Raw genomic sequence first — 23,319 nt, 5'->3', positions numbered from 1 at the left:
CGTTACTTCTCGATGATCGACTCTTCGACGGCCTCACCGAAGTGGCGAGCGACGTCCTCGTAGTAGACGAGCACCTCGTCGCCCTCCGTGAGGTCGGTGACGGCGACGCGACCCTCGCTGGTGGCGACTTTCACCGTCTCGGCGTTCTGGATGAGCGTCTCGATGCGGTCAGTCTCGCCCGACTCCGTCTCGACTTCCGCCTGCAGGCGGAACATCGGTCGTTTCTCTATCTTCACGCGTCCGACGATGGCCTCGCGCGTCTTGCCCTCCGTGTCGACGACCTGCACCTGGTCGCCCGACTGGAGTTCGCTGAGGTACTTCGTGCCGCCGTCGGGCGTCCGGACGTACGCGTGGACCGCGCCCGCGTTCACCCGGAACGGGCGGGAGGCGACGTACGGCGAGTCGGCCGTCTCCGCGTGGACGAAGAACAGCCCTCGGGACATCGACCCGACGAGCATCCCCTCGTCGTGGTCCATCATCGACCCGGTGTCGACGCAGACGCGGTCGGCAGAGCCAGTTCGCTCGACTGCCGTGACCGTCGCGGTCGTCAGATCGAGCGTCTCGCGGTCGGCCTCGTCGCGCACTTCGACCGTCTTGCGAATCTCGTCGGGGTCGTCGGTGTCCAGGAGGACGCCCTCCGCGCCGAGTTCGAGCGTCTCGAACGCCGTCCGCGCCTCCTCGGCCGTGGTCGCACCAGCGACGAGCGTGGTGTCGTCGCCGATGCGGGCGATGAGGTTCTCCAGCGGGATGATCTGCCAGTTCTCGCTGGCGACGACGACGAACTCCGCGTCGCGGGCGGCCGCCTCCGCGAAGCCCTCGTACTCCTCGTCGAAGATGCGGATGTACGCCCCCTGCGCACGGTTGTCGTCGCGCCGCAGCGTCGACAGGTCGGCCGACCCCGACAGGTCCGAGGGGAGGTCCACAGTGCCGTCTCCCTCGCCGTCTTTCCCGACGATGTAGGCGTCGGCGGTCGCGTCTATGCCGTCGGACTCTGCTTCACCGATCACGTCGACGTCGGCGTCCGAGCGGAACGCCGCGACGTTCACGTCGCCGAGTTCGCGCACCTTCGCCACGTCGCGTTCGTCGACGAGTACCCAGTCGACGCCGGCTTCGAGACCGGCGGTGATCCGCTGTCGTCGCGCGTCCCAGTCGCCGACGCCGTCGTCGGCGCGCACCCAGACGCTCCGCGTTCGTGTCATTGTCGGTCGCTATCGGGGACGCCGCTTTAACGTGGCGAATACGGCGACCCCACGAGGGTCGCGTGCCGACGATGGAACAGCAGTTGCTGCGAGCAGACAGTCCGCTTCGACCGCCGAGGCGGTCACTCGCGCGCACAGTCCGAAAGAAGCTCTCGTGACCGCGCCGTGAGCCGATTACAGCCCGGACGCCGACAGCGCGTCCTCCGCGTCGGCGTCGTCGTGGACGACCGCCGACACCGCGCGCGTCATCGCCTCGGGGTCGTCGTGCTGGAAGATGGTCCGCCCCATCGAGACGCCCGCCGCGCCCGCGTCCATCGCGCCGCGGACGTTCTCCAGCGTCGCGAGGTCGCTCACGGGCGACCCGCCCGCGATGATGACCGGCAGGCTGGTGGACTCACAGACGTGTTCGAAACTCTCGGCGTCGCCCGAGTAGGCCGTCTTCACGAGGTCCGCGCCACACTCCTCGGCGAGGCGGACGGCGTGGCCGAGGTATTCTGCGTCGTGTTCGGGGTCCTCGCCCTCGAGGTTCGCACCGCGGGCGTACGCCATCGCGAGGACGGGAATCCCGTAGTCGCCGGCCTCCTCGCACAGTTCCGCGAGGAACGTCATCTGCTCGGGTTCGTAGTCGGAGCCGACGTTGATGTGCATCGAGACGGCGTCGGCGCCGGCGCGGATGGCGCTTTTCACCGACCCCGTCGGTCGTTTGTCGTTCGCCTCCGGGCCGACGGCGGTGGAGGCGTTGACGTGGACGACGTAGCCCGCGCCGTTCTTGTGGTCGTGGACGCGGGGGGCGATGCCCTTCTGCGTGAGGACGGCGTCGGCGCCGCCGCGCGTGACGGCGTCGATGGTGCCCTCGATGTCTTTCAGCCCTTTCACCGCGCCGAGGGTGATGCCGTGGTCCATCGGGACCATCAGGATGCGGTCGTCTGTGGAGATGCGATCGAGTCGTGCGTCGAGTCCGGCGAGTTTCATGATGTGTGAACGTGTATCTATCGGGGGTAAATGGCTTGCGAACGGCTCAGTCGGATGTACCTTCGGGTGCCGGCGTCCGTCGCCCGTATCCGTCGACCGCACCCTGCTTCAGTTCGCGTGCCTTCGTTTCGAGGCGGTCGGCCACCGCCTCGGTCGAGTCGTCGTTCGCGTGGCCCTCGGCGACGATGTCCACGAGCGCGGAGCCGACGATGATGCCGTCTGCCCCGCTCTCGACGATGGTCGCCGCCTGTTCGCCCGAGGAGATGCCGAAGCCGACCGCCTTCGGCAGGTCGACGTCCGCGAGCCGCGTCAGCGACTCCGTCGTCTGTCCCGACACCGACGACGACGCGCCGGTGACGCCCAGTCGCGCCTGCACGTACAGGTAGCCCGAAGAGACGTCGACGAGTCGCTGAAGGCGGTCTTCGCCCGTCGTTGGCGCGACGATAGAGACGAGGTCCAGTCCGAACTCGTCGCACGCCTCTCGCAGCGGTCCCGCCTCCTCTGCGGGGAGGTCGGGGACGACGAACCCCGAGAGACCGACCTCGGCGGCTTGTTTCACGAAGTCGCGCGGGCCGTCGCTGTCGCCGTACTGGTAGATCAGATTGTAGTACGTCATACAGACGAGCGGTACGTCAACGTCGACTTCCTCGACGAACTCGAAGAAGCGCGTCGGCGTCATCCCGGCTTCCAGCGCCCGGACGACGGCGTTCTGGATGGTCGGTCCCTCGGCGATGGGTTCGGAGAACGGGAGGCCGAGTTCGATGATGTCGGCTCCGCCGCGTTCGAGTGCCTCCACGTACGCCAGCGACGACTCGTAGTCGGGGTCGCCGACGGCGAGATACGGGACGAACGCCGGGCCGTCCGCGAAGGCGGCGGCGATGGCCTCGGAAGATGGGGCGTCCGTCATCACAGTCCCCCCTCGAACATCGACATATCCGGCGCGTTCGCGATGTCGCGTTTCGTCGTCTCTTCGATGGCCGTGTCGAGGTCTTTGTCACCGCGTCCGGATACGTTGATCACGGTCACATCGCCGAGTTCCTCGTGGTGTTCGTGGAGGTAGCCGAGTGCGTGGGCCGTCTCCAGCGCGGGGATGATGCCCTCCTCCTGCGAGAGGCGGTGGAAGCCCTCGATAGCCGCGTCGTCGTCGACGTTGACGGGCGTGACGCGGTCCTCGTCGACGAGGTACGCCAGTTCCGGGCCGACGCCCGCGTAGTCTAAGCCCGAGGAGACGGAGTGGCTCTCGACGATCTGACCGTCACGGTCCTGTAGGAGTTTGGTGCGTGCGCCGTGGAGGACGCCTTCCGTCCCCGTCGACAGCGACGCGGAGTTGGGTGCGACGCCCTCTGCCTCGTCGACGGCGAGCGACGATCCGCCGGCCTCGACGGCCAGCAGGTCCACGCCTTCGTCTCCGACGAAGTGGTGGAACGACCCCATCGTGTTCGACCCGCCGCCCGCGCAGGCGACGACCGAGTCCGGGAGGCCCCCGGTCTGGTCGCGAATCTGCCGCCGTGCCTCCTCGGAGATGAGCGCCTGGAAGTCGCGCACCATCTGCGGGAACGGGTGCGGACCGACGATGGACCCGATGACGTAGTGGGTGTCCTCGACGTTCGTCGCCCAGTCGCGCATCGTCTCGGAGATGGCCTCCTTCAGCGTCCCGCGACCGGTCGTCACGGGCGTCACTTCCGAGCCGTTGATCTTCATCCGGAAGACGTTGGGACGCTGGCGATTGATGTCGCGTTCCCCCATATACACCTCACACGGCATCCCGAGGTGTGCGGCCGCCATCGCCGTCGCGGTGCCGTGTTGGCCCGCGCCCGTCTCCGCGATGATGCGCTCTTTGCCCATGTACTTCGCCAGGAGCACCTGCCCGAGGGCGTTGTTGAGTTTGTGTGCGCCGCCGTGGAGCAGATCCTCACGCTTGAGGTACACCTCGGTGTCGTACCGCTCAGACAGGCGATCCGCGCGCTGGAGCGGCGTGGGCCGTCCACCGAAGTCGCGAATCCGCTGGCGGAACTCGTCCATAAAGCCGTCCTCGTTGTTGAGGACGTACCGCTCGTAGGCGTCGGTCAACTCCTCGATGGCCGGCATCAGTGCCTCGGGGACGTACTGGCCGCCGTAGCGACCGAACTTGCCGTCTCCAGCGGTGACCCACTCGCCGTCGCCCCCGCCGCCGTCTCCGGCCGCCTCGCTCCCCGTTCGATTCGCGGCCTCGCTTCGCTCACCCTCGCTACTCATACGTCTCCCTCCGACTCCGCAGACGTAAATCGCCGGGTGTTGGCGGTCACGTCGCCGCCGGTCCCGGCTTCGTCGGTCCCCTCCGCGTCCATAATTGCCGACCCGATGAGCAGACCGTCCGCGCCCGCCGCGCGCATCCGCCGTGCGTCCGCCGGCGTCGAGATGCCCGACTCCGCGATGAGTGTCACGTCCTCCGGAACCTCGGGTGCGACCGTCTCGAACGTCGAGAGGTCCACCTCCAACTTCGCGAGGTCACGGTTGTTCACGCCGACGATGTCGGCTCCGGCGTCAAGGGCCGCCGCGAGTTCGTCTGCGGTGTGGACCTCGACGAGTGGCTGGAAGCCTCGGTCGCGGGCCGCGTCGACGAGGGCCGCCAGGTCGTCGCCGACGAACCGCGCGATGAGCAAGACCAGGTCCGCCTCGACGGCGTCGAGTTGGTCCTCACGCACGACGAAATCTTTGCGCAACACGGGCACGTCGACGGCCTCGCGGATCCGTTCGAGGTTCTCCACGGAGCCGTCGAAGTGGTCCGGTTCGGTCAACACCGACAGCGCTGCCGCGCCGCCGTCGACCATCGCCTCGGCCAACTCCACGGGATCGTCCGACCGTTCTCCCTGAGTCGTCGGACTCGTCGGCTTCACCTCCGCGATGACGGGGACCCGTCCCTCGGCCTCCGCACGCGCGAACGCGTCGGGGAGCGACTGCGCCTCCACCGACAGGCGCTCGTCTCCGCCGGGTCGCTCCGCCGCCGCGTCGAGGATGGAGCGCACCGCCGGTGCGAGTTCCTCCGATTGAGTGTTCATCTATGTACATCGGTGGATTGTTTCGCACAAAAGAGTTGCGTCGTTGGCGGCTGCGCTCGCGGGAGCGGCGTCCCCTCGCGGGATTGAAACCTCGGCGGGGCGTTCGTTCGTGTATGACTGTGAGAACCGACGGCGGGCTTGGTGATACGGGCGTGTTCGGCCGCGAGTTCGACGCCATCGGGCGACCGATCGAGGTCGGAACGGCGAGCGGACGGATCATCTCCGTGTCGTTCCCCGAGACGCTCCCCGACGACGCTAACGGCGTTCACTCGCTGCTCGACCGCCTCCACGAGTATCTCACCGGTGCTGAAGACGACTTCGGCGACGTCGCCGTCGCCATCACCGTTCCCACAGACCAGCGTGAGGTGCTGGAGTCTGTCCGGAACGTCCCCTACGGCGACGAGGCCGACCTGGAGCTAGTCGTGCGGATGACTTCTGGTCTCGACCACGAGGACGAAGACGACCTGCAGACGGCGCGTACCGCCCTCCGCGAGAACCCGCTTCCGATCATCGTCCCCGACCACCGCGTGCGCGGCGTCGAGGGGGCGACGCCGCCCGACGTTGCCGAGCGACTCCGCGACATCGAGGGCATCCGCGCCAACTGACGTGCGCCTCGCCGAGCGTCCTTACCGATCCGAGTAGTCCGGTTGGTCGACGGCCGCTTGGTCGTACCCCGCGTCCTGCCACGCGGTGAAGCCGCCGGCGACGTGCGCGACGTCCTCGAATCCCATCTCCTGCAACACGTTCGCCGCTAACGCCGAGCGACCGCCCTCGTTGCAGTAACAGACGAACCGCTGGTCGGTCTGGAAGTAGTCGCGGTAGTACGTCGTCTCGGGGTCGGCCCAGAACTCCAGCATCCCCCGCGGTGCGTGCGCGTCGTCGGGAATCGCACCTTCGATCCACCGTTCGCGTACGTCGCGCACGTCGAGAAATATCGTGTCCGTGTCGTCGTCACGGAGGGCGGTCCACTCGTCGTGTGCCTCCTCGACAGAGATCACCTCGACGTGTTCTTCTGCCTCCTCGGCCATCTCCCACGCGTGTTGCAGGCGGTCACTCATACCAGTACCGCGGCGACGACGTGAGAAAGAACTACCGCCGGAATCGACCTGCACGCGCGAGCCTCGTTCGGGACCTCACGGACGCTCGTGGACGAGAAACACCAGCGCGTTCACGAGGTAGTGGGCGACGACGACGACGGTGAGACTGTCTGTCAGGACGAACGCCGCCGCGAGGACGAACCCCAGCACCCCGGTAGCGACGATACCCGCGCGCCCCTGTGCGCCGTGCCCGACCGCGAACGCCACCGACGACCCCACTGCCAGCAGCCACGGCGAGAGGCCGAACCCGGTCGCCATCGCGCCCACCAGCACTCCCCGGAAGAGGAGTTCCTCGAACACTGCGACCGTCGGCAACACGAGCGTCAGCAATACCACCCACCCGCCGACGCTGTCGGGGGCGAGTGCACCGCGCATCCGTTCGTTCACCGCGACGCCGAATCGCTCAGCGACGCGCCCGGCGGCCTCGCTCGCGACCCACAAGAGGACGCCGAGTCCGACACCGACTGCGAGATGAGTCGTCGTCACTCTTCCGACGCCGAACGCGGCAAGGGGAACGTTCGCCCACACCGCGGCGGCGACGAGCATCGCCCCGAACACGCCCTGTGAGAGCGCAACGTTCGCGAGCAGCGCCCCTGCCGACATCGACGCCTCCGCCTCCGCGGCGGCGACGGGACTACGCTCGGGTGACGCGAGTCCGGGGTCGTGGTCGAGGGCGGGGTGATACGACGGTCCGTCGAGAGCGGCTGGTGCTTCGGGCGCTCGCTCGGCGGTGCGAGCCTGCGGCTCTGTGGCGGATGAAAACTGCGCCTGCGAGAGGCGTGCGAGTCCGAGCAGTAAGAAGAGGACGACGGTCGAAAGCGCCGCGAACGCGGTCCAGCGCGTCACGGCGTGGGTTCGTTACTGTGGGCTGGGACTGGTCGGGCCGCCGGTGCCGGTACCAGCGCCCTCGCCGGTCTTCTCCAGCGCGGAGCCGGTGATGCTCTTGAGGCGGTCGACGAGCGAGTCCTTCTCGGCCTCGCCTTCCAGCGCGATGTCGAGCACCTCCGAGATGTGCTCGACGGGGATGATCTCGACCATCTCCTTGTACTCGTCTTCGATCATCACGTCCTGCTCGTTGGCCTTCGGGATGATGACGCGGGTACAGCCGGACTTGGCGGCGGCCTCGATCTTGTGGGTGACGCCGCCGACCGGGAGCACGTCGCCGCGGACCGACAGCGACCCGGTCATCGCGAGGCTCTGGTCGACGCCCACGTTCTCCAGCGCGGAGATGACGGCGGTGGCGACGGTGATGGACGCGCTGTCCCCGTCGACGCCGCTGCCGCCCGTCTGGACGAACTGGATGTGGATGTCTTTCTCGGTGATGTCCTCGTCAGAGAACTTCTTGATGATCGCCGAGACGTTCTGGACGGCCTCCTCGGCCATCTCCTGCAGTTGGCCGGTGGCGATGACTTGGCCGGGCCCTTGCGAGGGCGTGACTTCGGCCATCACCGGGAGCATAATCCCGGAGTCCTCGCCCATCACGGCGAGGCCGTTGACGCGGCCGACCTCGTAGCCGTCGGAGACCTGCAGTTCGTAGTCCTTGCGGCGCTCGATGTAGTCGTCCGCGAGTTGCTGTTCGATGGAGCGCGAGCGGCCCTTCGCTTCGAGCACGTGTTCACGCGTGACGACCGCCGCGTCCTGCGAGCGGGCGATGTCGCCCGACACGCGGACGAGACCACCGAGATTCCGCAGTTCGAGCGTGAGGTGGCCCTTCCGCCCGGCGCGACGACGGGCTTCGAGGATGACCTCCTCGATGGCCTCGTCGTCGAACGCGGGCAGACGGCCGTCTTTCGCGACCTCCTGGGCCACGAAGCGCGCGTACTTGCGGCGCATCTCGGGCGTGTCGTCGATGGTGTCGTCCATGTACACCTCGTACCCGTACCCCTTGATGCGCGAGCGCAGCGCGGGGTGCATGTTCTCCATCGCGTCGAGGTTCCCCGCCGCGATCATGATGAAGTCCGTCGGGACTGGTTCCGTCTGGACCATCGCGCCCGAGGAGCGCTCGGACTGGCCGGTGATGGAGAACTCGCCCTCCTGAATCGCCGTCATCAGCTTCTGCTGTGAGCGGATGTCGAGGGTGTTGATCTCGTCGATGAACAGGACGCCCTTGTTCGCCTTGTGGATCGCGCCGGCCTCGACGCGGTCGTGGCTCGGCGTCTCCATCCCACCGGACTGGAACGGGTCGTGACGGACGTCGCCCAGCAGCGCACCGGCGTGTGCGCCCGTCGCGTCCTCGAACGGGGCGGACTTCTCGTCGGCGTTGTTCACCAGCAGGTTCGGAATCATCGAGTCGCTGCCGCGCGAGCCGTAGCGGAACGCGAGGTAGATGATACCCGCCGCGAGGATGCCGAGCAGCACGTTGCTCACGACGAGCAGCGAGTAGCCCAGCACCACCGCGATGATGATCCACATGAGGAACGAGCGCATCTGGTTGCGCTTGCGTGCCTCCTCTTTGTGCGCCTCGACGATCTGCTCACCCTTTCCGGCGGGAACCGTCCGCACCTTGGGGTTGTTGCCGTCGTCGGGGTTGTGGTACACGAGGACGTCCTGCAACTCCTCTTTCGGGAGGAGTTCAGACATCGCCTTCGCGAGCATCGACTTGCCCGTCCCGGGCGAGCCGATCATCATCACGTGACGGCGCTGCTTGGCCGCCTTCATCACCACGTCGCGGGCGTGTTCCTGCCCGATCACCTGATCCACGAGCCGGTCGGGGACCTCGATGTCGTCGGTCGAGTCGATCTGGAGGCCGCCGAGGAGTTCATCTTCCGCGTCCTCGTCGATCTCGGCGTCGATCTTGACGTCGCTCCCCAGGTCGTCGATGTCGGCGTCCTCGTCGGAGGGCTCGTTCGCCGCTCCGACCGAGCGGCCGCCAGGTGGCGACTCGCCCGCGCCGTTAGACCCAGGATCGTCGACGACGGGGTCGTCCTCGTGATCGAGGACCTCGTCGTCCTCCCGGCTGTCGGTTCTGTCGTTGCTCATAGAATCGTCGCTACTGATAATCAGGGTTCCTCAATTCATATACTTTCTCCCCCCGTGAACGGCTCGCGCTCTCGTGAGAACACTCACGAGCGGGGCCGAACCCAACGAACACGCGCGGCAGGGGGACTCGCCGGGCTTTTAAACTCGCCGCGAGATACGGTCTCGTATGCGGGGGTTCTACATCGGTCGGTTCCAGCCGTACCACAACGGCCACCACCATATGGTCGAGGAGATCGCCGAGGACGTCGACGAACTCGTCCTCGGCATCGGGTCGGCCGGTGACTCCCACACCCGGCGCAACCCATTCACCGCCGGAGAACGCGTGATGATGGTCACCCAGGCACTCTCGGAGTTCGACGTCACCACCTACGCGGTTCCCATCGAAGACCTCGAACGCAACTCCGTGTGGGTGAGCCACGTCCAGTCGATGTGTCCGCAGTTCGACGTCGCCTACTCCAACAATCCGCTCGTCGTTCGCCTGTTCGAAGAGGCGGGCGTCGAGGTACGCTCTTCGCCGATGTTCCGGCGAGAGGTGTTGGAGGGAAGCGAACTCCGCGAGCGGATGATCCGCGGTGACGGCTGGCGCGACCTCGTCCCCGACGAAGTGGCGGAAACCATCGACGAGATAGACGGCGTCGACCGCATCCGACAGGTGTCTTCCTCGGACGCGAACGGGGCCGACCGCGGTATCTGCTCCACCGGCGACGACGCCGACGCGAACGGCTCCACTCCCGACCCCGCCTGAACGAATGTTGACGCTTTCGTCCGATTTCGGCTCGCCGTACCCCGCCGCGATGAAGGGTGTCCTCCGCTCGCACGGCGTCACGGACCTGGTCGACGTCGCCCACGACCTCCCACAAGGAGACCCGCGAGCGGCCGCCTTCTGGCTTCGATTCGTCCTCCCGGAGTTCCCGTCGGGCGTCCACCTCGTCGTCGTCGACCCCGGTGTCGGGACCGACCGCGCAGCAGTCTGTGTCCGCGCTGGTGACCACGCGCTGGTCGGTCCGGACAACGGCTGTCTGCTCCCTCCGGCGCGTGCGCTGGCCGCCGAGAACGGTGCTGACCGCGACGACGTCGACGTGTTCGACGTCGACGACGACGACCCTCGCTCCAGCACGTTCCACGGGCGCGACGTGTTCGCACCCGCCGCCGCTCGCGTCCACGAGGTCGGTGTCGACGCCATCGAGACGCTCGACGCCTTCTCGCGCGTCGACGACTACGACGACTACCGCCTCCCCGATGCACACGTCGAGGAAGCCCAGGCGTTCGGGGAGGTCCTCGTCGTCGACGACTTCGGCAACACCGTGACGAACGTTCCCGGCGAGTTCCTCGCGGGCCACAGCGGCGAGACAGTCGTCGTCGAGACAGCCGTGGGTCGCCGCGAGGTGCCCGTCGTCGACACGTTCGCCGACGTGTCGAAACACGACCCGCTGGTGACGGTCGGCAGTCACGGCTTCGTCGAGTGTGACGTGAACCAGGGCCGCGGCGACGAGGCGTTCGACTTGGCTCCCGGTCGGTCGGTGACGTTCTCCTTCGAGGAGTCGACCGAGGCGACGATTCCGACGGCGTGAGCGTGGCCGCGGCCGCAGTCTCGCCCGCCGATGCGGTCGCAGCGATGAACCTCGTCGGCCTCCTCGCGTTCGCCGTCGCAGGCGCACTCAAGGGTGCAGACGCCGGCCTCGATCCGTTCGGTGTCGCCACGCTCGGCGTCCTCACGGCGCTGGGCGGCGGTATCACCCGCGACGTTCTCGTGGGGCGAGTGCCCGCCGCGCTCCGGTCGACCGGCGACGTCGCCGTCGTCCTCGTCGGCGTGGTCGTCGGTCTCGTGGTCGCGACGCTCCTCGCGGGTAGCGCTGGCCGCGTCCGGGACCACCCCGCGTTCCTTGTCGCCGACGCGGTCGGCCTCGCAGCCTTCGCCGCCTCCGGCGCGGCCGTCGGCCTTGACGCCGGCCTGTCGGCGTTCGGCGTCGTCGTCACGGCCACGCTCACCGGCGTCGGCGGCGGCAGTCTCTCTGATCTGTTGCTCACGCGGACGCCCGCTGTCCTCCGCGAGGACTTCTACGCGACGCCCGCGCTCCTCGGCGGCGTCGCCTACGTCGGTGCCGGAGCGGTGGGCGTGGTCGGTGCGCCCGCCACGCTCGGCGTCGCGGTCGGGGTGTTCCTCCTGCGCGTCCTCGCAGTGCGGGGCGAGTGGGAGTTACCGACGCTGTCGTGAGTCGGCGGGAAAATCGGAGTGGTGTTCGTGCGGTACGCGCGCTCAGTTCGCCGCGATGACGTCGTCGATGCGGAGGATCATCGTCGCGGCCTCGGTGGCCGACTGGAGTGCCTCGCGCTTGACGGCCGCGGGGTCGACGACGGACTCGTCGGCGGGGTTGGTGATTTCGACGGTCGGCCCGTCGATCACGATGCCGGCGACGCCGTCGCGGTCGTGGCGCGCGCGGAGGTCGACCAGCGCGTCGATTGGGTCCAGCCCCGCGTTCTCTGCGAGCGTGCGCGGGATAGCGTCGACTGCGTCGGCGAACGCCTCGACGGCCAGCGCCTTGCGGCCGGTGATCGCGTTCGCGCCAGCGCGGAGGTGGTCGGAGACTGCGATCTCGACTGCGCCTGCGCCGGGAACGATCTCACCGTCCTCGAACGCCGCAACGACCACGCCGAGGGCGTCGTCGATCGCGCGTTCGGTCTCGTCGACCACGTGGTCGGTCGACCCGCGGACGAACAGCGTCACGGTTCGGGAGTCGTCGCTGCCCTCGAGGAAGGCGATGTCGTCGCCCGAGTGCTTCTCGACGCGGACCGAGGCGGCGGTGCCGAGGTCACCCGACTCCATGCCGTCGAGCGTTCCGAGGCGGCGAGCGCCGGTCGCGCGGGCGAACGCACGCGCGTCGGACTTCTTCACGTTCGAGAACGCGAGGATGCCCGCGTCGGCGAGGTACGCGGCGACGGGGTCGGAGATCTTCTTCGAGCAGAAGACGACGTCCACGCCTGCCTCCGAGAGCGTCTTCGCGATGCTGCGGCGCTCGGCGTCCTCCGCGGAGAGCGCAGCGTCGAGTTGCTCGACCGAGGAGATGGTGTACTCGGTGTCGACTTCGCCGGAGCGCACGTCGAGTTTCAGATCGAGGACGGCGACCGTCGCGTCCTCGACCGTGCGGGGCATGTTGTCGTTCGCGGGTTCTTTCTTGATCACGACACCGCGAACGAGTTCTGTCGCGGCCGCCGACGCGCCCGTGCGGGTGAACACGCGGATGTCGTCGCGGTCGACGCGGCGGTCGTCGTCGGCCACCTGCAACACGGCGTCGACGACGATCTCGGCCAGCGAGTGGGTTGCGAGGTCGCCCGTCCCCTTGCCGGTCATCGCGGACTCGGCGACGGTCAAGAGCACGTCGCGGTCGACCTCACCCTCGATGACCATCCCGTCGACGGCGTCGAGTGCGAGGCGCAACGCCTCGTGGTAGCCTTCGACCACGGCGGTCGCGTGGACGTCGTCGTCGAGGAGGTCTTCCGCACGCGCGAGCAGTTCGCCCGCAAGGACGGCCGCGGTCGTCGTGCCGTCGCCGACCTCGGCCTCCTGGGACTCAGCGACTTCGACGAGCATCTGCGCGGCGGGGTGCTCGATGTCCATCTCCTTGAGGATGGTCGCGCCGTCGTTCGTGATGACGACCTCACCAGAGGAGTCAACCAGCATCTTGTCCATCCCGCGCGGTCCGAGCGTCGTTCGGACCGCGCTGGCTACCGCGCGTCCCGCGGCGACGTTCGACCGGCGCGCGTCGAGACCGCTGGTGCGCTGGGTCGACTCTGTCAGGATGTAGAGGGGTTGCTGCATGTAACTCATAGATGATCAACGAGTAGAATGGTTGTTGTTCTATATAAACATATCTGCGACAACATTTCAAAAACCGCGCGACTGAACAGTGATACCGGATCGCACGTTCAACAGCAGGGCCGGGTGTGGGATATGAATCTGTCGGCGCACCACCCCCGCACGGGCAGACTACAACACTCAAGTCGAGCGAGTATCTCCGGGTGGATAATGCTGGAACTGGAGCACGGGTTCCGCGTCGTGGACGTCCACGCCCGGCTCGACCCCGACGACGGGGCCGTCGTCGCCTCGCGGGGGCGGGAGGTGTCGCCCGAGCGACTCCAGCGCGAGATGCATCAGGCGGGCGTCGTGCAGTCGGCCGTCTCGCCCGGCCGGCGACCCGCCGGCGAAGGGTACCTCCGCGCGAACAACGCCGTCGCCCGGCTGTCGGTCGACCGCCCCTTCTGTGCGATGGCGCGACTCAACGGCCCGCGCGATCCACGCGATTCGCCAGTCTCGCGACTTCGCAACTTCACCGCCGCGCCCGCCGACCACCACACCGGCCCCGGCGACGTCGAGCAGTACGCGTACGACAGTCGCCTCCACGGGTTCGTCCTCGACCCGCTTCACGACGGCCTGCCGACCGAGGAGACGCTCGACCAACTCGCGGCCGCAGGCGAACCCGTCAGGGTCCACGCGGGGACGGGGTATCCGCCCGCGTCGGTCGCAGAGACCGTTCTCGAGTACGACTTCCCGGTCATCCTCTCGTCGTTCGGCGGCTACCCCCTCGACCGCGAGTTGATGGACAGGGCGCTCGAACTGCTCGACTCCTACGACGACCTGTATCTCGACACCGCCTTCGTCCGCTTCCGCGACGTGCTCGAACGCGGACTACTGGAACATCCCGACCGCATCCTGTTCGGGTCGGGCGCGCCCGACACCCACCCAGACGTGGGCGTGATGGAGATTCTGACGCTCGACGTGTCGGAAGACCTGCTTGACCGTGCGCTCTCGAAGAACGCCGCGCGCGTCATCGAAGGACTCGCCCCGGGCGCAGACGCCTGACTCGGTGGTCGACTACTCGGTGCGCCTGTCGTACCGCGCGACCGCACGATCCGCCCGCGCCGACACGCCGTTAGGGTTCCGCCTCGGTGAGCGGTCTTTCGTTCGGGCGACGAGGCCGTCCGAGACGCCGCTGGCGATGCCCGTCACCACGTCGCGCCCGTTCCCCGCCCACGAGGTCGGCGTGGCGTCGCCGCGGAGCACGTCGCGGAAGGCCGCGACCGCGTCGCTGGAGGCGTGACTCAGCGTCCGCCGGACGACGGTCGGTCGGGTACCGTAGTTCTTGATGAGTCGGTACGCGAGCGCGCGATACTTCCAGCCGAGTTCGCGGTCGGCGACGCCTCCATCGGTCGCCTCCGACTTCCGCCGTGCGGCCATCTCTGCGTCCCACTCGACGGGGACGCTCATCCCTGCGAGTCGGTGGGAAGCGTCGCGTGCGCCGCCGGTCTCGAGGTACTCGTCGAAGCCGTCGAGGTCGTCCAACACCCCGCGTCGGAACGCGACGTTGCGGCCGTTGAAGTACGACACCTCCCGATCTGCGATCTGTCTGCGCTCGGGGCCCTGACTCGTCGCGCCGCCTTTGACCGTCCGGCGAAGCGGACCGGTGACGACGGGTGCGCCCTCCTCGAACGCGGCCCGAACGGCGGCGTACCAGTCGTCTTCGACGCGGTAGTCGTAGCCGACGAACGCGACGGCGTCGCCGCTCGCGACTTCGATGCCGGCGTTGCGGGCGACGTTGACGTTGCGTGCGGATATCTCCACGAGAACGTCCACGTCGTCGCGGTCGCGCACCATCCCGGTCGTGCCGTCGGCGGAGGGGCCGTTGACGACGATGACCTCCGCCCCCGGCGCGACCGCCGCCAGCGAGTCGAGGCTCGCGGCGAGTCGCTCCCGTCCGTTGAGCGTCGGGACGACGACCGAGAGATCCATAGGCGATGGTTGCGACTGAATGACTTAAAATAGGGGTTCTGCAACGGTGGCCCGCGGCGACGGCCACCCCGTCGTGGTTACCGATTCAGGAAGTATACCTGCTTGCGTGCGTCCTTGAAGGAGTAGCGTGAGCCGACGAGGCCCTGCTCTTCCAGCCGATTGAGTGCGTAGCGGACCGTGCGGTCGGGCAGCAGCGACTCCTCCGCGAGTTGCCCCTGCGAGAGCGGAGCGTCGCCCTCGAGGACCTTTGCGACGAGCTTCGCGCTGGGCGGAAGTTCCCGCAAGAGATCACGGTATTCAGTTTCGGTGAGCGCGTCGGCAGCGTCCGGGTCCGCGGTACTGGTGCTCATACCACTTGCGAGCCGGAGGGTAGTGGTAAAGGTTGCCTCAATACAAGTCCAAGTGGTGTATATCCCTTATACGCATTATATCACACGCCGCAGTCTTGCGGTTTCGTTCGATTCGTGTCCTCCCTGCTGAGACAAACTCGGACCGGACGCGGCCGACGGTGGATGAACTCACTGGCGGCGTCGGGCGACCGCGTGTCACCTCGATCGGTGGCACGCGAACGACCAAGTACGTGCCCCGCGAGTCTCCCGTCGTGATTCCCGAGTCACACATCGACATCTTCGAGTCCGAGTCGTTCGCGCACCTCTCGACGGTGATGCCGAACGGGATGCCCCAGGTCACGCCGGTGTGGGTCGACCACGAGGACGGCGAGTACGTCCTCGTCAACACCGCTCGCGGGCGGCGCAAGGAGAAGAACATCCGAAACAACCCGAAGGTCGGCCTGTCGGTCACCGACCCCGACGACCCGTACCGGTACGTCTCGGTGATGGGTGAAGCGGAGTTAACCGAGGAGGGTGCAGTCGAACACATCGACAAACTCGCCAAGCGCTACTTCGACGTCGACGAGTACCCCCACCACGGCGAGGAGTCTGGGCCGCGCGTCATCGTTCGAATCCCGACCGAACGGATCATCACGAGTGGGTGAGTCGACGGTCGGTCGCCCGCCGCATCGCCACAGAGGGTGCCGTCGGGACCCGAGGAGCCATCTCTCTCGGTCGTCACAACATCGCGGGAAGGCGCGACGGTTCGGCGGGGTATCAGTACCGTTTTACCGCTCGCCCGTGGACGGCGAGATAGTGTGAAGGGCCAGGAGTGGTACCAGGCCGACTCGGTGGCCGAGGAGTACGATGCCAAGCGGTTCTCCAAGGGCGGGAGACTCATCGACCGCCGGGAGAAGCGGGCCGTCCTCGAGGCGCTCGCGCCGGTCGAGGACGAACGCGTCCTCGAGATAGCCTGCGGTACGGGTCGATTCACCGTGATGCTCGCCGAACGCGGCGCGGACATCGTCGGCCTCGACATCTCCGACGCGATGCTCGCGCAAGGCCGGGAGAAAGCCCGAAGCGCGGGACTGGAGGACACCGTCGAGTTTATGCGCGGCGACGCTGCGCGGTTGCCGTTCCCCGACGACCACTTCGACGCCGTGTTCGCGATGCGGTTCTTCCACCTCGCGGACACCCCAGCGAAGTTCCTCGCGGAGATGGCCCGCGTCTCGAAAGACGTCGTCTTCTTCGACACGTTCCGTGGCTCGTCGTTCCGCGTGCTGTACAACTGGGCGCTCCCGATGGGGTCGCGCCTGTACTCGCGTTCGGAGGTGGAACGCCTCGTCGACGGAGCGGGACTGAGCCTCCGCCACGACGAACACGACTTCATCTTCCCGTACGGCTTCTACCGCGAGGTCCCCAACAGCGTCGCCGACCCGTTCTGGTCGCTCGACCAGGCCATCGGCGGATCCTCGCTCGGTGAGAAGTTGTCGTCCGTCTCCTACTGGACGGCGGAAGTCTGAGTTACGGCGAGTTCGTTCTGCTGCCGTGGCCCTGCAGTCGTCTCGCCACGCCGACGCTCGAGAGACCACTCGCCGCCCCGAGCGTGACCGAGACGAGTCCCGTGTAACCGTGTGGACACTCGATCCGTCCAGAGACGACGACGAGACACGAGAGCACGAACGCGAGGCCCACGGTGGCGAGTCCGCGCCGGAGCGACTGCGTCCCTCGCCACTGCGTGGCGACGACGGCAGCCGTCGAGAGAAGTAACGCGACAGCGATGCCTGCGGCCTCGTAGACGCTCGGCGGCGACCCGGGTATCGAGGCGAATCCGCCCCACGGGCCGTGACACAGGGCGTCGATCACGACCGACGCCGACGACGCAGTCGCTTGTCAATCTTCTCGAACGAACCGCGCCGCCGTCTCAGAGTTCCTCGTCGAGGACTTCGCCGACGGCGAAGTTCGATTTCACCTCGCTGACTTCGATTTTCACGCGTTCGCCGACCTCGGTGTCGGGGACGATGATCACGTAGCCACGTTCGACGCGGGCGATACCGTCGCCCTGTTTGCCGAGGTCTTCGATCTCGACGTATCGGATCTCACCTCGCTCGACCGGGGGCTGCGGCCCGTCGGTCGGCGTGGTCGTCGGCGGCGACGCGTCGGTGTCGGTGGACACGTCGTGGCGTTCGATCAGAGCGACGCGGTACACAGAACCGGGGTCGATCGAGCCGGTTTCTATCTCGCGCTTCGGGATCTCGATGGTGTACTGGTCACCCTCGTCGCGGATGTCGGCGCTGAACAGACAGAGGAGTTCGTCGGAGATTTCCACGGATATAGACCTCCATCGGCACGTTCGGCTCTCGTGACAAATACCTACCGCCGTCACACGACCCCAATTCGAGTGACGCCGCTCAGGTGCGCTCCTCACTCTCAACCGGCGTTCCGTCGAGTCGCTTCGCCCCCTCGGAGTCGTGGACGACGACGTCGCCCGCGCCCGTCTCGCGCGGTTCGTAGGCGTCGCGGACGCCGATGGCCTCCTCCAGTTCGCGGACGGCACGCGTCTTCAGCGCCGCCGCCAACGACTCCGCGTCCGCGCGGTCGATCTCGCGCCCGAGACCCTCACACTCGTGTGCCCGAACCAGTCCCTCGCCGTCGACGGCCTCACCCATCGGCTGACTCGTCCCGCCGAGTGCGACGGAGAAGGGGTACGTCTCGCAGATGAGTGGCCGGTCGCCGTGAACCGAGCAGGATCCGAGGCCGTCGTCGTCCTCCTCGTAGAAGACGCAGTCGCCGCAGGCGTCCGTCTGCAACGCCCACTCGAACGTCTCGCCTTCGGGGCCGTCTGCGCCCTCGCTCAGGCCGTACGGCATCGGGCGGGCGACGTCGCGCCAGTCACGCCCCCCGCCTGCGTCGTCGTCAGCGTCGCTATCGGAGTCGCCGTCGGCGTCCTGCAACCGACGCACCTCGTCGGGGAACACCGTGGCGGTGTGCGGGTCGTCGGCTTCGCTCTTGCAACACGCCCCACAGCGAGTACACTCGAAGCCGATTGTCTCGATGGCGTCGGCTAACGACGCCACGTCGAGCGACCGCGCCCGCTCTAGTTCCGATTCGAGCGACTCCACGGCGAACAGTCAGCGGTCGGCGAACTAAACGCCGTTGGCTCGGCGAGTGCGTCTATCTTCTTCGCCACCTCCGGTAGCAAGTCGGACGTCCTCGCACCACGTACTACTCTGTAGCACTCGGTACCACTCGGGGTTCGACTTAGCGACGTTTAAGTGTAGTCGCGGTGTTGACACAAGTATGTCGGCACAACCCGACCGGTCCACTGAGGACGTGTACACGGCCGACCCGCGATTCGCGGCCCCGCTTGGCCTCACGGCCGCGGTCGTTCGCCACGAGGGGGAACCCGACCGCTGTACGGTGTACCCCACCGACGCCGGAGAGGCGGCGCTGACGACGACGTGGCTCTCCGTCGACGCCGACATCCTGGTATCGCTCGAAGACGCGCGATAACCGACTCTCTACCGCGGTTCGATTTTCTCGCCGTCGCCAACTCAGATCGGTTCGACTCGCTCACCCACCGAGTCCCACCGCACACGACCCTCGTACGCCAGTTTCTCGACGTGTGCGACGACGGTCGCCCGTGCCAAATCGCGCACGCCAGTCAGGTCCTTCTCGTACGCTCGTTCCAGCACCTCGTCGATGTTGCGTGCGCCGTCGTCGACGGCGTCGTACACCGTTCGCTCGCGCGCGAGTCGGTGGTCGACGAGTCGCGCACACGTTGCCTGCGGGTCGTCGATTCGCGGTCCGTGGCCGGGAAACAGCGCCGCGAGGTCACGGGCGTGCAAGCGGCGCAGTGCGGTGAGGTACGCCCGCATATCGCCCTCGGGCGCGGCGACGACGACGCTGCCTTCGGCGACGGCCACGTCGCCGCAGACGACGCCTCCCGCCGTCTCGAAGCCTACGCCGTCCGGGGCGTGACCGGGTAGGTCGACGACCCGTGCGGGGCCGACCCGGTCGCCGGGGACGAACGTCCGGTCGGGGTCGACGCCTGTCGCCTCGGCGAAGCGGTCCTCGTACCCTTGCCTGGCCCACACGGTCGCGCCGGTCTCTGCGGCGTAGTCGGCCACCGCGCCGACGTGGTCGGGGTGGGTGTGCGTGACGGCGACGTGGTCGGCCACCTTCTCGCGGACGACGGTGTCGAGGGTGTTCGTTCGTGCCGCGGGGTCGACGAGGAGTGTGTCGTCCGTGCCGACGACGTAGGCGTTCGTCGTTCCCGTCGGCGCGCGCGTCTCGACGGGGACGGCGAAGCGGTCGACGTGCGTCGTCACGGACCTCGTACGTTCGCCGCCAGCCATCAGTCGGCGCTCCGCGGGGCGGGTGCGCCGGGGTAGTCGGCGTCGGCGTCAACACCCGGAACCCCGGCGTCGGCGAACCGCCCCAACTGGGCGTCATCGCCGGCGACGGCGGCGGCCTCCGCCGCGTTCGCGTAGGGGCGATTCACGACCAGGTCACCCGCAGTCCCCTTACCGATGCCGGGAATCGCGGTCAATTCGCTCATCGACGCGCCGTTGAGGTCTAGCGGGTACGGCACGCCCGTCACCGAACGGTAGCCCCAGTCGACCACGGCCACGTCGATTGCGCGGCCGAGTTCGCGTTCGCCGGGAATCCCGACGAGGATGGGGTAGGTGCCGAGTTGACGCCCGAACGTGGTGCCGTCCTCGTGGTACTCCAGGTACACGTCGGGGAGGACTGTCCCCGTCGGCATCACCCGTTCGAGCATCGGGCGGTCGACCGTCTCGCGCACCTCGCGTTTGTACTGCTGGAACTCCTTCTTGTGCTCGCGGGCCAGTCGCGCACCCGTCTCTGCCATCTCCGTCCCCTCGAACGCCATTACCTGCCGGACGTTCACCCGCCGGAGCATCAGGCCCTCGTCCATCACCGAGTCGAGGAACTGTTTGTTGTGGTCGAACGTGTCGCTGGTCTCTCCCTCGAGGCCGTGGACGAGGTTGATGCCTGGCAGGAGTTTCGGCAGGCGGCGCGGCGCCGACGCACCGAAACTCGGAGCGTCTGCGGGCGACTCGCCGGGGCGCCACCCGCCGGCCTCGTTGACGACGCGAACGGCCTCCAGACACTCCTCGGCGCTGACGAGGAGGTTGTTCTTGTCCCTGACTTCGGGGTCGGCGGATTCGAGGCCGAACGCGGCGGTGTCGCCCGGCGTGTTGTGCCGCGCGATGACTTCGATGGCCTCCCGCGACGCCTCGGGGTAGTCCGTGATAGTCACGGGGTTCATGTTGTCGAGGTGGAGCGTCTGCAGGCGGGGAGCCACCTCGCGGATGCCACCGTAGAGTTGTCGGAGGGCGTCGGGATTCGGCGCCTCGCCGTCGCCGCCGAACGCGAGGATGTCGGCCTGTCGGCCGAGGCGGAAGTGGCGCACACCGTGATCTGAGAGGGCGTCCACCTCCGAGACGACGTCCGGCGCGGTACGGAAGTCCGGGTCGCCATACAGCGGTTCCGTGCAGAACGAACAGCGGTACGCACAGCCCCGAGAGGTCTCCAGTTCGGCGATGAGGTAGTCGGGGTGGTTCGGGTGCTGTTCGACGACGAACGCGCCCAGACTCGACCAGCGTGCCACCTCGTCGTAGTCGCGGATGCGGTTGCCGAATCCCTCCAGACCGCTCTCGACGATGTCGAACGCCGCGGCCTCCACGTCGCCCATCGCGACGAAGTCGTAGTCGAGGTCGTCGCGTTCCATCTCCTGTGCGCCGGCGTTCTCCTCGCCGACGCCGAAGCGGACCGGGCCGCCGAGGAGGGTGACGCCGTCGGCGGTCCACGCAAGTTCGCGCACCTCGTCGGGTTCCGCAGGCGTGCCGCCGACGTACTTCCCGGGGACGGTCATCCCGCCGACGTAGATCATAAGATCGGCGTCGGCGACGTCGGCCCACTTGCGCCGGTCGTCGCGGAGTTCGTCGATAGTGTGGTAGGTGACGTTCGACTCGGGGACGCCAGCGTCGACGAGTGCGCCCGCGGTGAAGCGAGGGTACGTCGAGACGTACGGCGGAACGCCGAAGTGCGCCGGTTCGTCCACGTAGCCGTCGACGATAGTGACAGCGAGGTCGCTCGGGTCCGGCGCGGTCATAACCGTTCGTGGACGACCGAGCGGCTAAAGCAGTACGGTCTGGGGCGTGGCTGTCGCTGCCGCCGCGACCAGGCCGTCGCTCGACGCTGCGGTCGCTGCGCCGTGGCCGCCCGTCGCCTCACCACCCGTCGTGAGTTCTGGAGTCGCTGTCGCCAGCGGTCAGTCCGGCCACCGACTCCTCGATGCCGCCCACGAGTGCCGCCTCCTCGTAGGTGAGTCCCTCGCCCTCGTCGAGCGTTTCGAGGAGGTCGTCGACGGTTCGCGGTGGGTCGGCGACCGTCCGCTCGACCGTGCGTCGGTCCTCGCGGTCGGCCTCGGCGCGTGCGCGTCGGTCACGTTCGTGTTCTCGGCGTCTCGTGCGCATTGGTGCCACCTCACACACGAGTCACACGCCACGATATTCAGTATTGTGCAGCAACGGTCAGATTCAGCCTCACTCCGCCGGTGAGACGCTCGATTCGACTGTCGGGTCGCCTTCGGTCAGTGATTCGGTGTCCGTCTCGGTACTCGGGAGGAGGGCGTCGTAGAGCCACGCGAATGCGTAGCCACCCGAGAAGCCGTCGAGAAACGCCCAGGCCGCGCCGATCGTGAGTCCCGTCGTCGACTCGCCGTAGCCGCGATACACATCGGCGAGCAGTCGCTCCCAGCGGTCGCCCCATCCGAAGCGAGCGAGGACGCCGAGCACCACGACCGCACCCGCCCAGAGCAGGCCGCAGGCGAGGCCGAACGCCCGCGGGTCCAGTTTGGACTGATTCTCCATAGCGGCCCTTCGACGGCGAAGCGGTAAACTCCAGTCTGCGTTCCCGAACGGGTAGAATCGCTTCGTCGTCGTTCGACCTCAGTGAAGTCCTGTCTCAGGCGAAGATTTGCGCTTCCAGTCGCGCTTGCTGGTCGTACTCCTCCGTCAGCGCCTCGGGATAGTTCCGATGTGCCGCGTACGCCGCCGCGACGGCGTCGAGTGCGTCGTCGGTGGCGACGGCGCAGTCGCGGGCGGTCTGGTCTGCGAATCGGACGCCCGCCTCCTGCAATGCCTCGACGTTCTGCTGACGGGCCTCGACGTGGCGGCGCTGGCCCTTCTTGTAGCCGGTTCGCGTCGCGTCTTCGAGGTCGTCGAACACCGAGGCGGGGTACGTTTCGAGGACGGTGAGCCGCGGGTTCTGGTGGGTGAGGACTGGAGGGACAGCAACCTGATCAAATTCGATGAGACGCCGGAGGAGAATTGAGATGCCGTAGTACGTCTGCGTCTTGATTCGCCAACCAGCTGGGTTTTGTCCCTTATGTTCATCATCGGTCGCTCTCCGCTGGGGGTTTTTCGTTTCCTCTGCCTGAGCGTTCAGGCGATAGAACAAATCTTTGGGCTCGTCCACTTGTTCAAGAATGCCCCACTGATCGGGAGTCGCTTGTACGAATTCGCGCCAACCGTTTGATTGACTGAGAACCCACTCTGGTAGACTAAATGGGAAGTCGAGTCCAGCCACCGTTGATTCAGTGCCACTCCCAAGATGATCCGCGAGTGCTGGCAAGACATCACTACGATCGTTCGAGTCTATATCGAGATATTCTGAGGCGGAGGCGAGTTTGTTCACAACAAGCTCTTCACCATCTTGCACGCACCGCGCCACCCACGTCGAGGCACCGGCGCTGTTGGCGGCGGCGCTGAAGTCGACGCCGTAGACGGTATCTGCTTGGAAATTGCTGGACATAAGCAAGTGATGAAACCCCAAGGAGAAAGCCCCGACGACTCCCGGCCGGATGTCGGCAAGGCCCGCCCTGCCCCACGT

Annotated in this window: 27 protein-coding genes; 8 read left to right on the top strand and 19 right to left on the bottom strand. The window is 67.3% G+C overall.

What is annotated here, in order from left to right:
• Positions 1-2: 2 nt before the first annotated feature.
• From P0D77_RS12950 to trpC, 5 genes are all read right to left on the bottom strand, one after another.
• Positions 3-1,199: a 3-dehydroquinate synthase II gene (locus tag P0D77_RS12950; protein WP_277553504.1), complete on the bottom strand. Its 1,197-nt coding sequence runs from the start codon at positions 1,197-1,199 to the stop codon at positions 3-5.
• 174 nt (positions 1,200-1,373) lie between these two features.
• Positions 1,374-2,171: a 2-amino-3,7-dideoxy-D-threo-hept-6-ulosonate synthase gene (locus P0D77_RS12945; RefSeq protein WP_277553503.1), complete on the bottom strand. Its 798-nt coding sequence runs from the start codon at positions 2,169-2,171 to the stop codon at positions 1,374-1,376.
• Between the two features lie 46 nt (positions 2,172-2,217).
• Positions 2,218-3,078 (bottom strand): tryptophan synthase subunit alpha, encoded by an 861-nt coding sequence (gene trpA / locus P0D77_RS12940; protein ID WP_277553502.1) that lies wholly within the window; start codon positions 3,076-3,078, stop codon positions 2,218-2,220.
• Positions 3,078-4,259: a tryptophan synthase subunit beta gene (gene trpB, locus P0D77_RS12935; RefSeq protein ID WP_349770100.1), complete on the bottom strand. Its 1,182-nt coding sequence runs from the start codon at positions 4,257-4,259 to the stop codon at positions 3,078-3,080. The genes trpA and trpB overlap by 1 nt, the downstream gene beginning before the upstream one ends.
• 143 nt (positions 4,260-4,402) lie before the next feature.
• Positions 4,403-5,209 carry an indole-3-glycerol phosphate synthase gene (trpC, locus tag P0D77_RS12930; protein ID WP_277553500.1) on the bottom strand — a complete coding sequence of 269 codons (807 nt, stop codon included), beginning with the start codon at positions 5,207-5,209 and terminating at the stop codon, positions 4,403-4,405.
• Between the two features lie 113 nt (positions 5,210-5,322).
• Here trpC and P0D77_RS12925 point away from each other — a divergent pair, with 113 nt between their 5' ends.
• A complete protein-coding gene (locus P0D77_RS12925) occupies positions 5,323-5,814 on the top strand; it encodes an MGMT family protein (RefSeq protein ID WP_277553499.1) in 492 nt (163 codons plus the stop codon).
• A gap of 21 nt (positions 5,815-5,835) precedes the next feature.
• On the opposite strand, the gene P0D77_RS12920 is transcribed toward P0D77_RS12925, so the two are convergent.
• The 3 genes from P0D77_RS12920 to lonB form a co-directional block, all read right to left on the bottom strand.
• The gene (locus P0D77_RS12920) at positions 5,836-6,267 is read right to left on the bottom strand and encodes a rhodanese-like domain-containing protein (protein WP_277553497.1); all 432 of its coding nucleotides are present in this window, start codon (positions 6,265-6,267) and stop codon (positions 5,836-5,838) included.
• A 75-nt stretch (positions 6,268-6,342) separates the two neighbouring features.
• Complete coding sequence (locus P0D77_RS12915; RefSeq protein WP_277553496.1) at positions 6,343-7,152, bottom strand: CPBP family intramembrane glutamic endopeptidase; 810 nt, start codon at positions 7,150-7,152, stop codon at positions 6,343-6,345.
• A 12-nt stretch (positions 7,153-7,164) separates the two neighbouring features.
• Positions 7,165-9,285, bottom strand: a complete 2,121-nt coding sequence (lonB, locus tag P0D77_RS12910; protein ID WP_277553495.1) for an ATP-dependent protease LonB — start codon at positions 9,283-9,285, stop codon at positions 7,165-7,167.
• Positions 9,286-9,451: 166 nt separating this feature from the next.
• Here lonB and P0D77_RS12905 point away from each other — a divergent pair, with 166 nt between their 5' ends.
• From P0D77_RS12905 to P0D77_RS12895, 3 genes are read left to right on the top strand one after another with little or no spacing between them, the layout of a single operon-like run.
• Entirely contained in the window at positions 9,452-10,030 is a 579-nt protein-coding gene (locus P0D77_RS12905; protein ID WP_277553494.1) for a nicotinamide-nucleotide adenylyltransferase, read from the top strand.
• A gap of 4 nt (positions 10,031-10,034) precedes the next feature.
• Positions 10,035-10,856, top strand: a complete 822-nt coding sequence (locus P0D77_RS12900; RefSeq protein WP_277553493.1) for an SAM hydrolase/SAM-dependent halogenase family protein — start codon at positions 10,035-10,037, stop codon at positions 10,854-10,856.
• Positions 10,857-10,900: 44 nt separating this feature from the next.
• Positions 10,901-11,500, top strand: a complete 600-nt coding sequence (locus tag P0D77_RS12895) for a trimeric intracellular cation channel family protein (protein ID WP_277555805.1) — start codon at positions 10,901-10,903, stop codon at positions 11,498-11,500.
• 42 nt (positions 11,501-11,542) lie between these two features.
• Here the strand turns inward: P0D77_RS12895 and thsA are convergent, their stop codons facing one another.
• Positions 11,543-13,102: a thermosome subunit alpha gene (gene thsA / locus P0D77_RS12890; protein WP_277553492.1), complete on the bottom strand. Its 1,560-nt coding sequence runs from the start codon at positions 13,100-13,102 to the stop codon at positions 11,543-11,545.
• Between the two features lie 207 nt (positions 13,103-13,309).
• Between thsA and P0D77_RS12885 the strand changes: the two genes are divergently transcribed.
• On the top strand, positions 13,310-14,143 hold the full coding sequence (locus P0D77_RS12885) for an amidohydrolase family protein (protein ID WP_277553490.1): 834 nt from the start codon (positions 13,310-13,312) through the stop codon (positions 14,141-14,143).
• Positions 14,144-14,155: 12 nt separating this feature from the next.
• On the opposite strand, the gene P0D77_RS12880 is transcribed toward P0D77_RS12885, so the two are convergent.
• Both P0D77_RS12880 and P0D77_RS12875 read right to left on the bottom strand, forming a co-directional pair.
• Complete coding sequence (locus tag P0D77_RS12880; RefSeq protein WP_277553489.1) at positions 14,156-15,070, bottom strand: glycosyltransferase family 2 protein; 915 nt, start codon at positions 15,068-15,070, stop codon at positions 14,156-14,158.
• Between the two features lie 77 nt (positions 15,071-15,147).
• Positions 15,148-15,420 (bottom strand): MarR family transcriptional regulator, encoded by a 273-nt coding sequence (locus P0D77_RS12875; RefSeq protein WP_277553488.1) that lies wholly within the window; start codon positions 15,418-15,420, stop codon positions 15,148-15,150.
• 251 nt (positions 15,421-15,671) lie between these two features.
• Here P0D77_RS12875 and P0D77_RS12870 point away from each other — a divergent pair, with 251 nt between their 5' ends.
• Together P0D77_RS12870 and P0D77_RS12865 are read left to right on the top strand one after the other, a co-directional pair.
• Entirely contained in the window at positions 15,672-16,064 is a 393-nt protein-coding gene (locus P0D77_RS12870; protein ID WP_277555804.1) for a PPOX class F420-dependent oxidoreductase, read from the top strand.
• Positions 16,065-16,217: 153 nt separating this feature from the next.
• On the top strand, positions 16,218-16,922 hold the full coding sequence (locus tag P0D77_RS12865) for a class I SAM-dependent methyltransferase (protein ID WP_277553487.1): 705 nt from the start codon (positions 16,218-16,220) through the stop codon (positions 16,920-16,922).
• Position 16,923: 1 nt separating this feature from the next.
• Here P0D77_RS12865 and P0D77_RS12860 read toward each other — a convergent pair whose 3' ends face one another.
• The 3 genes from P0D77_RS12860 to P0D77_RS12850 form a co-directional block, all read right to left on the bottom strand.
• Positions 16,924-17,265: a hypothetical protein gene (locus P0D77_RS12860; RefSeq protein WP_277553486.1), complete on the bottom strand. Its 342-nt coding sequence runs from the start codon at positions 17,263-17,265 to the stop codon at positions 16,924-16,926.
• A gap of 58 nt (positions 17,266-17,323) precedes the next feature.
• On the bottom strand, positions 17,324-17,728 hold the full coding sequence (locus tag P0D77_RS12855; protein ID WP_277553485.1) for a TRAM domain-containing protein: 405 nt from the start codon (positions 17,726-17,728) through the stop codon (positions 17,324-17,326).
• Positions 17,729-17,810: 82 nt separating this feature from the next.
• Complete coding sequence (locus P0D77_RS12850) at positions 17,811-18,521, bottom strand: YkgJ family cysteine cluster protein (protein ID WP_277553484.1); 711 nt, start codon at positions 18,519-18,521, stop codon at positions 17,811-17,813.
• A gap of 178 nt (positions 18,522-18,699) precedes the next feature.
• On the opposite strand from P0D77_RS12850, the gene P0D77_RS12845 reads away from it, so the two are divergent.
• A complete protein-coding gene (locus tag P0D77_RS12845; protein ID WP_277553483.1) occupies positions 18,700-18,912 on the top strand; it encodes a DUF7511 domain-containing protein in 213 nt (70 codons plus the stop codon).
• Between the two features lie 41 nt (positions 18,913-18,953).
• Here P0D77_RS12845 and P0D77_RS12840 read toward each other — a convergent pair whose 3' ends face one another.
• The 5 genes from P0D77_RS12840 to P0D77_RS12820 all read right to left on the bottom strand — a co-directional run bounded on the left by P0D77_RS12840 (position 18,954) and on the right by P0D77_RS12820 (position 23,241).
• Positions 18,954-19,730: an MBL fold metallo-hydrolase gene (locus P0D77_RS12840; protein ID WP_277553482.1), complete on the bottom strand. Its 777-nt coding sequence runs from the start codon at positions 19,728-19,730 to the stop codon at positions 18,954-18,956.
• Between the two features lie 26 nt (positions 19,731-19,756).
• Positions 19,757-21,538 (bottom strand): radical SAM protein, encoded by a 1,782-nt coding sequence (locus P0D77_RS12835; RefSeq protein ID WP_277553481.1) that lies wholly within the window; start codon positions 21,536-21,538, stop codon positions 19,757-19,759.
• Positions 21,539-21,656: 118 nt separating this feature from the next.
• The gene (locus P0D77_RS12830; protein ID WP_277553480.1) at positions 21,657-21,902 is read right to left on the bottom strand and encodes a hypothetical protein; all 246 of its coding nucleotides are present in this window, start codon (positions 21,900-21,902) and stop codon (positions 21,657-21,659) included.
• A gap of 69 nt (positions 21,903-21,971) precedes the next feature.
• Entirely contained in the window at positions 21,972-22,298 is a 327-nt protein-coding gene (locus P0D77_RS12825; protein ID WP_277553478.1) for a bacteriophage holin, read from the bottom strand.
• 94 nt (positions 22,299-22,392) lie between these two features.
• The gene (locus P0D77_RS12820) at positions 22,393-23,241 is read right to left on the bottom strand and encodes a DUF429 domain-containing protein (protein WP_277553477.1); all 849 of its coding nucleotides are present in this window, start codon (positions 23,239-23,241) and stop codon (positions 22,393-22,395) included.
• Positions 23,242-23,319 lie beyond the last annotated feature (78 nt).

The sequence above is a fragment of the Halobaculum limi genome (genome assembly GCF_029490015.1).
GTDB lineage: Archaea > Halobacteriota > Halobacteria > Halobacteriales > Haloferacaceae > Halobaculum > Halobaculum limi.
This window is presented reverse-complemented; position numbering and strand designations above follow the sequence as displayed.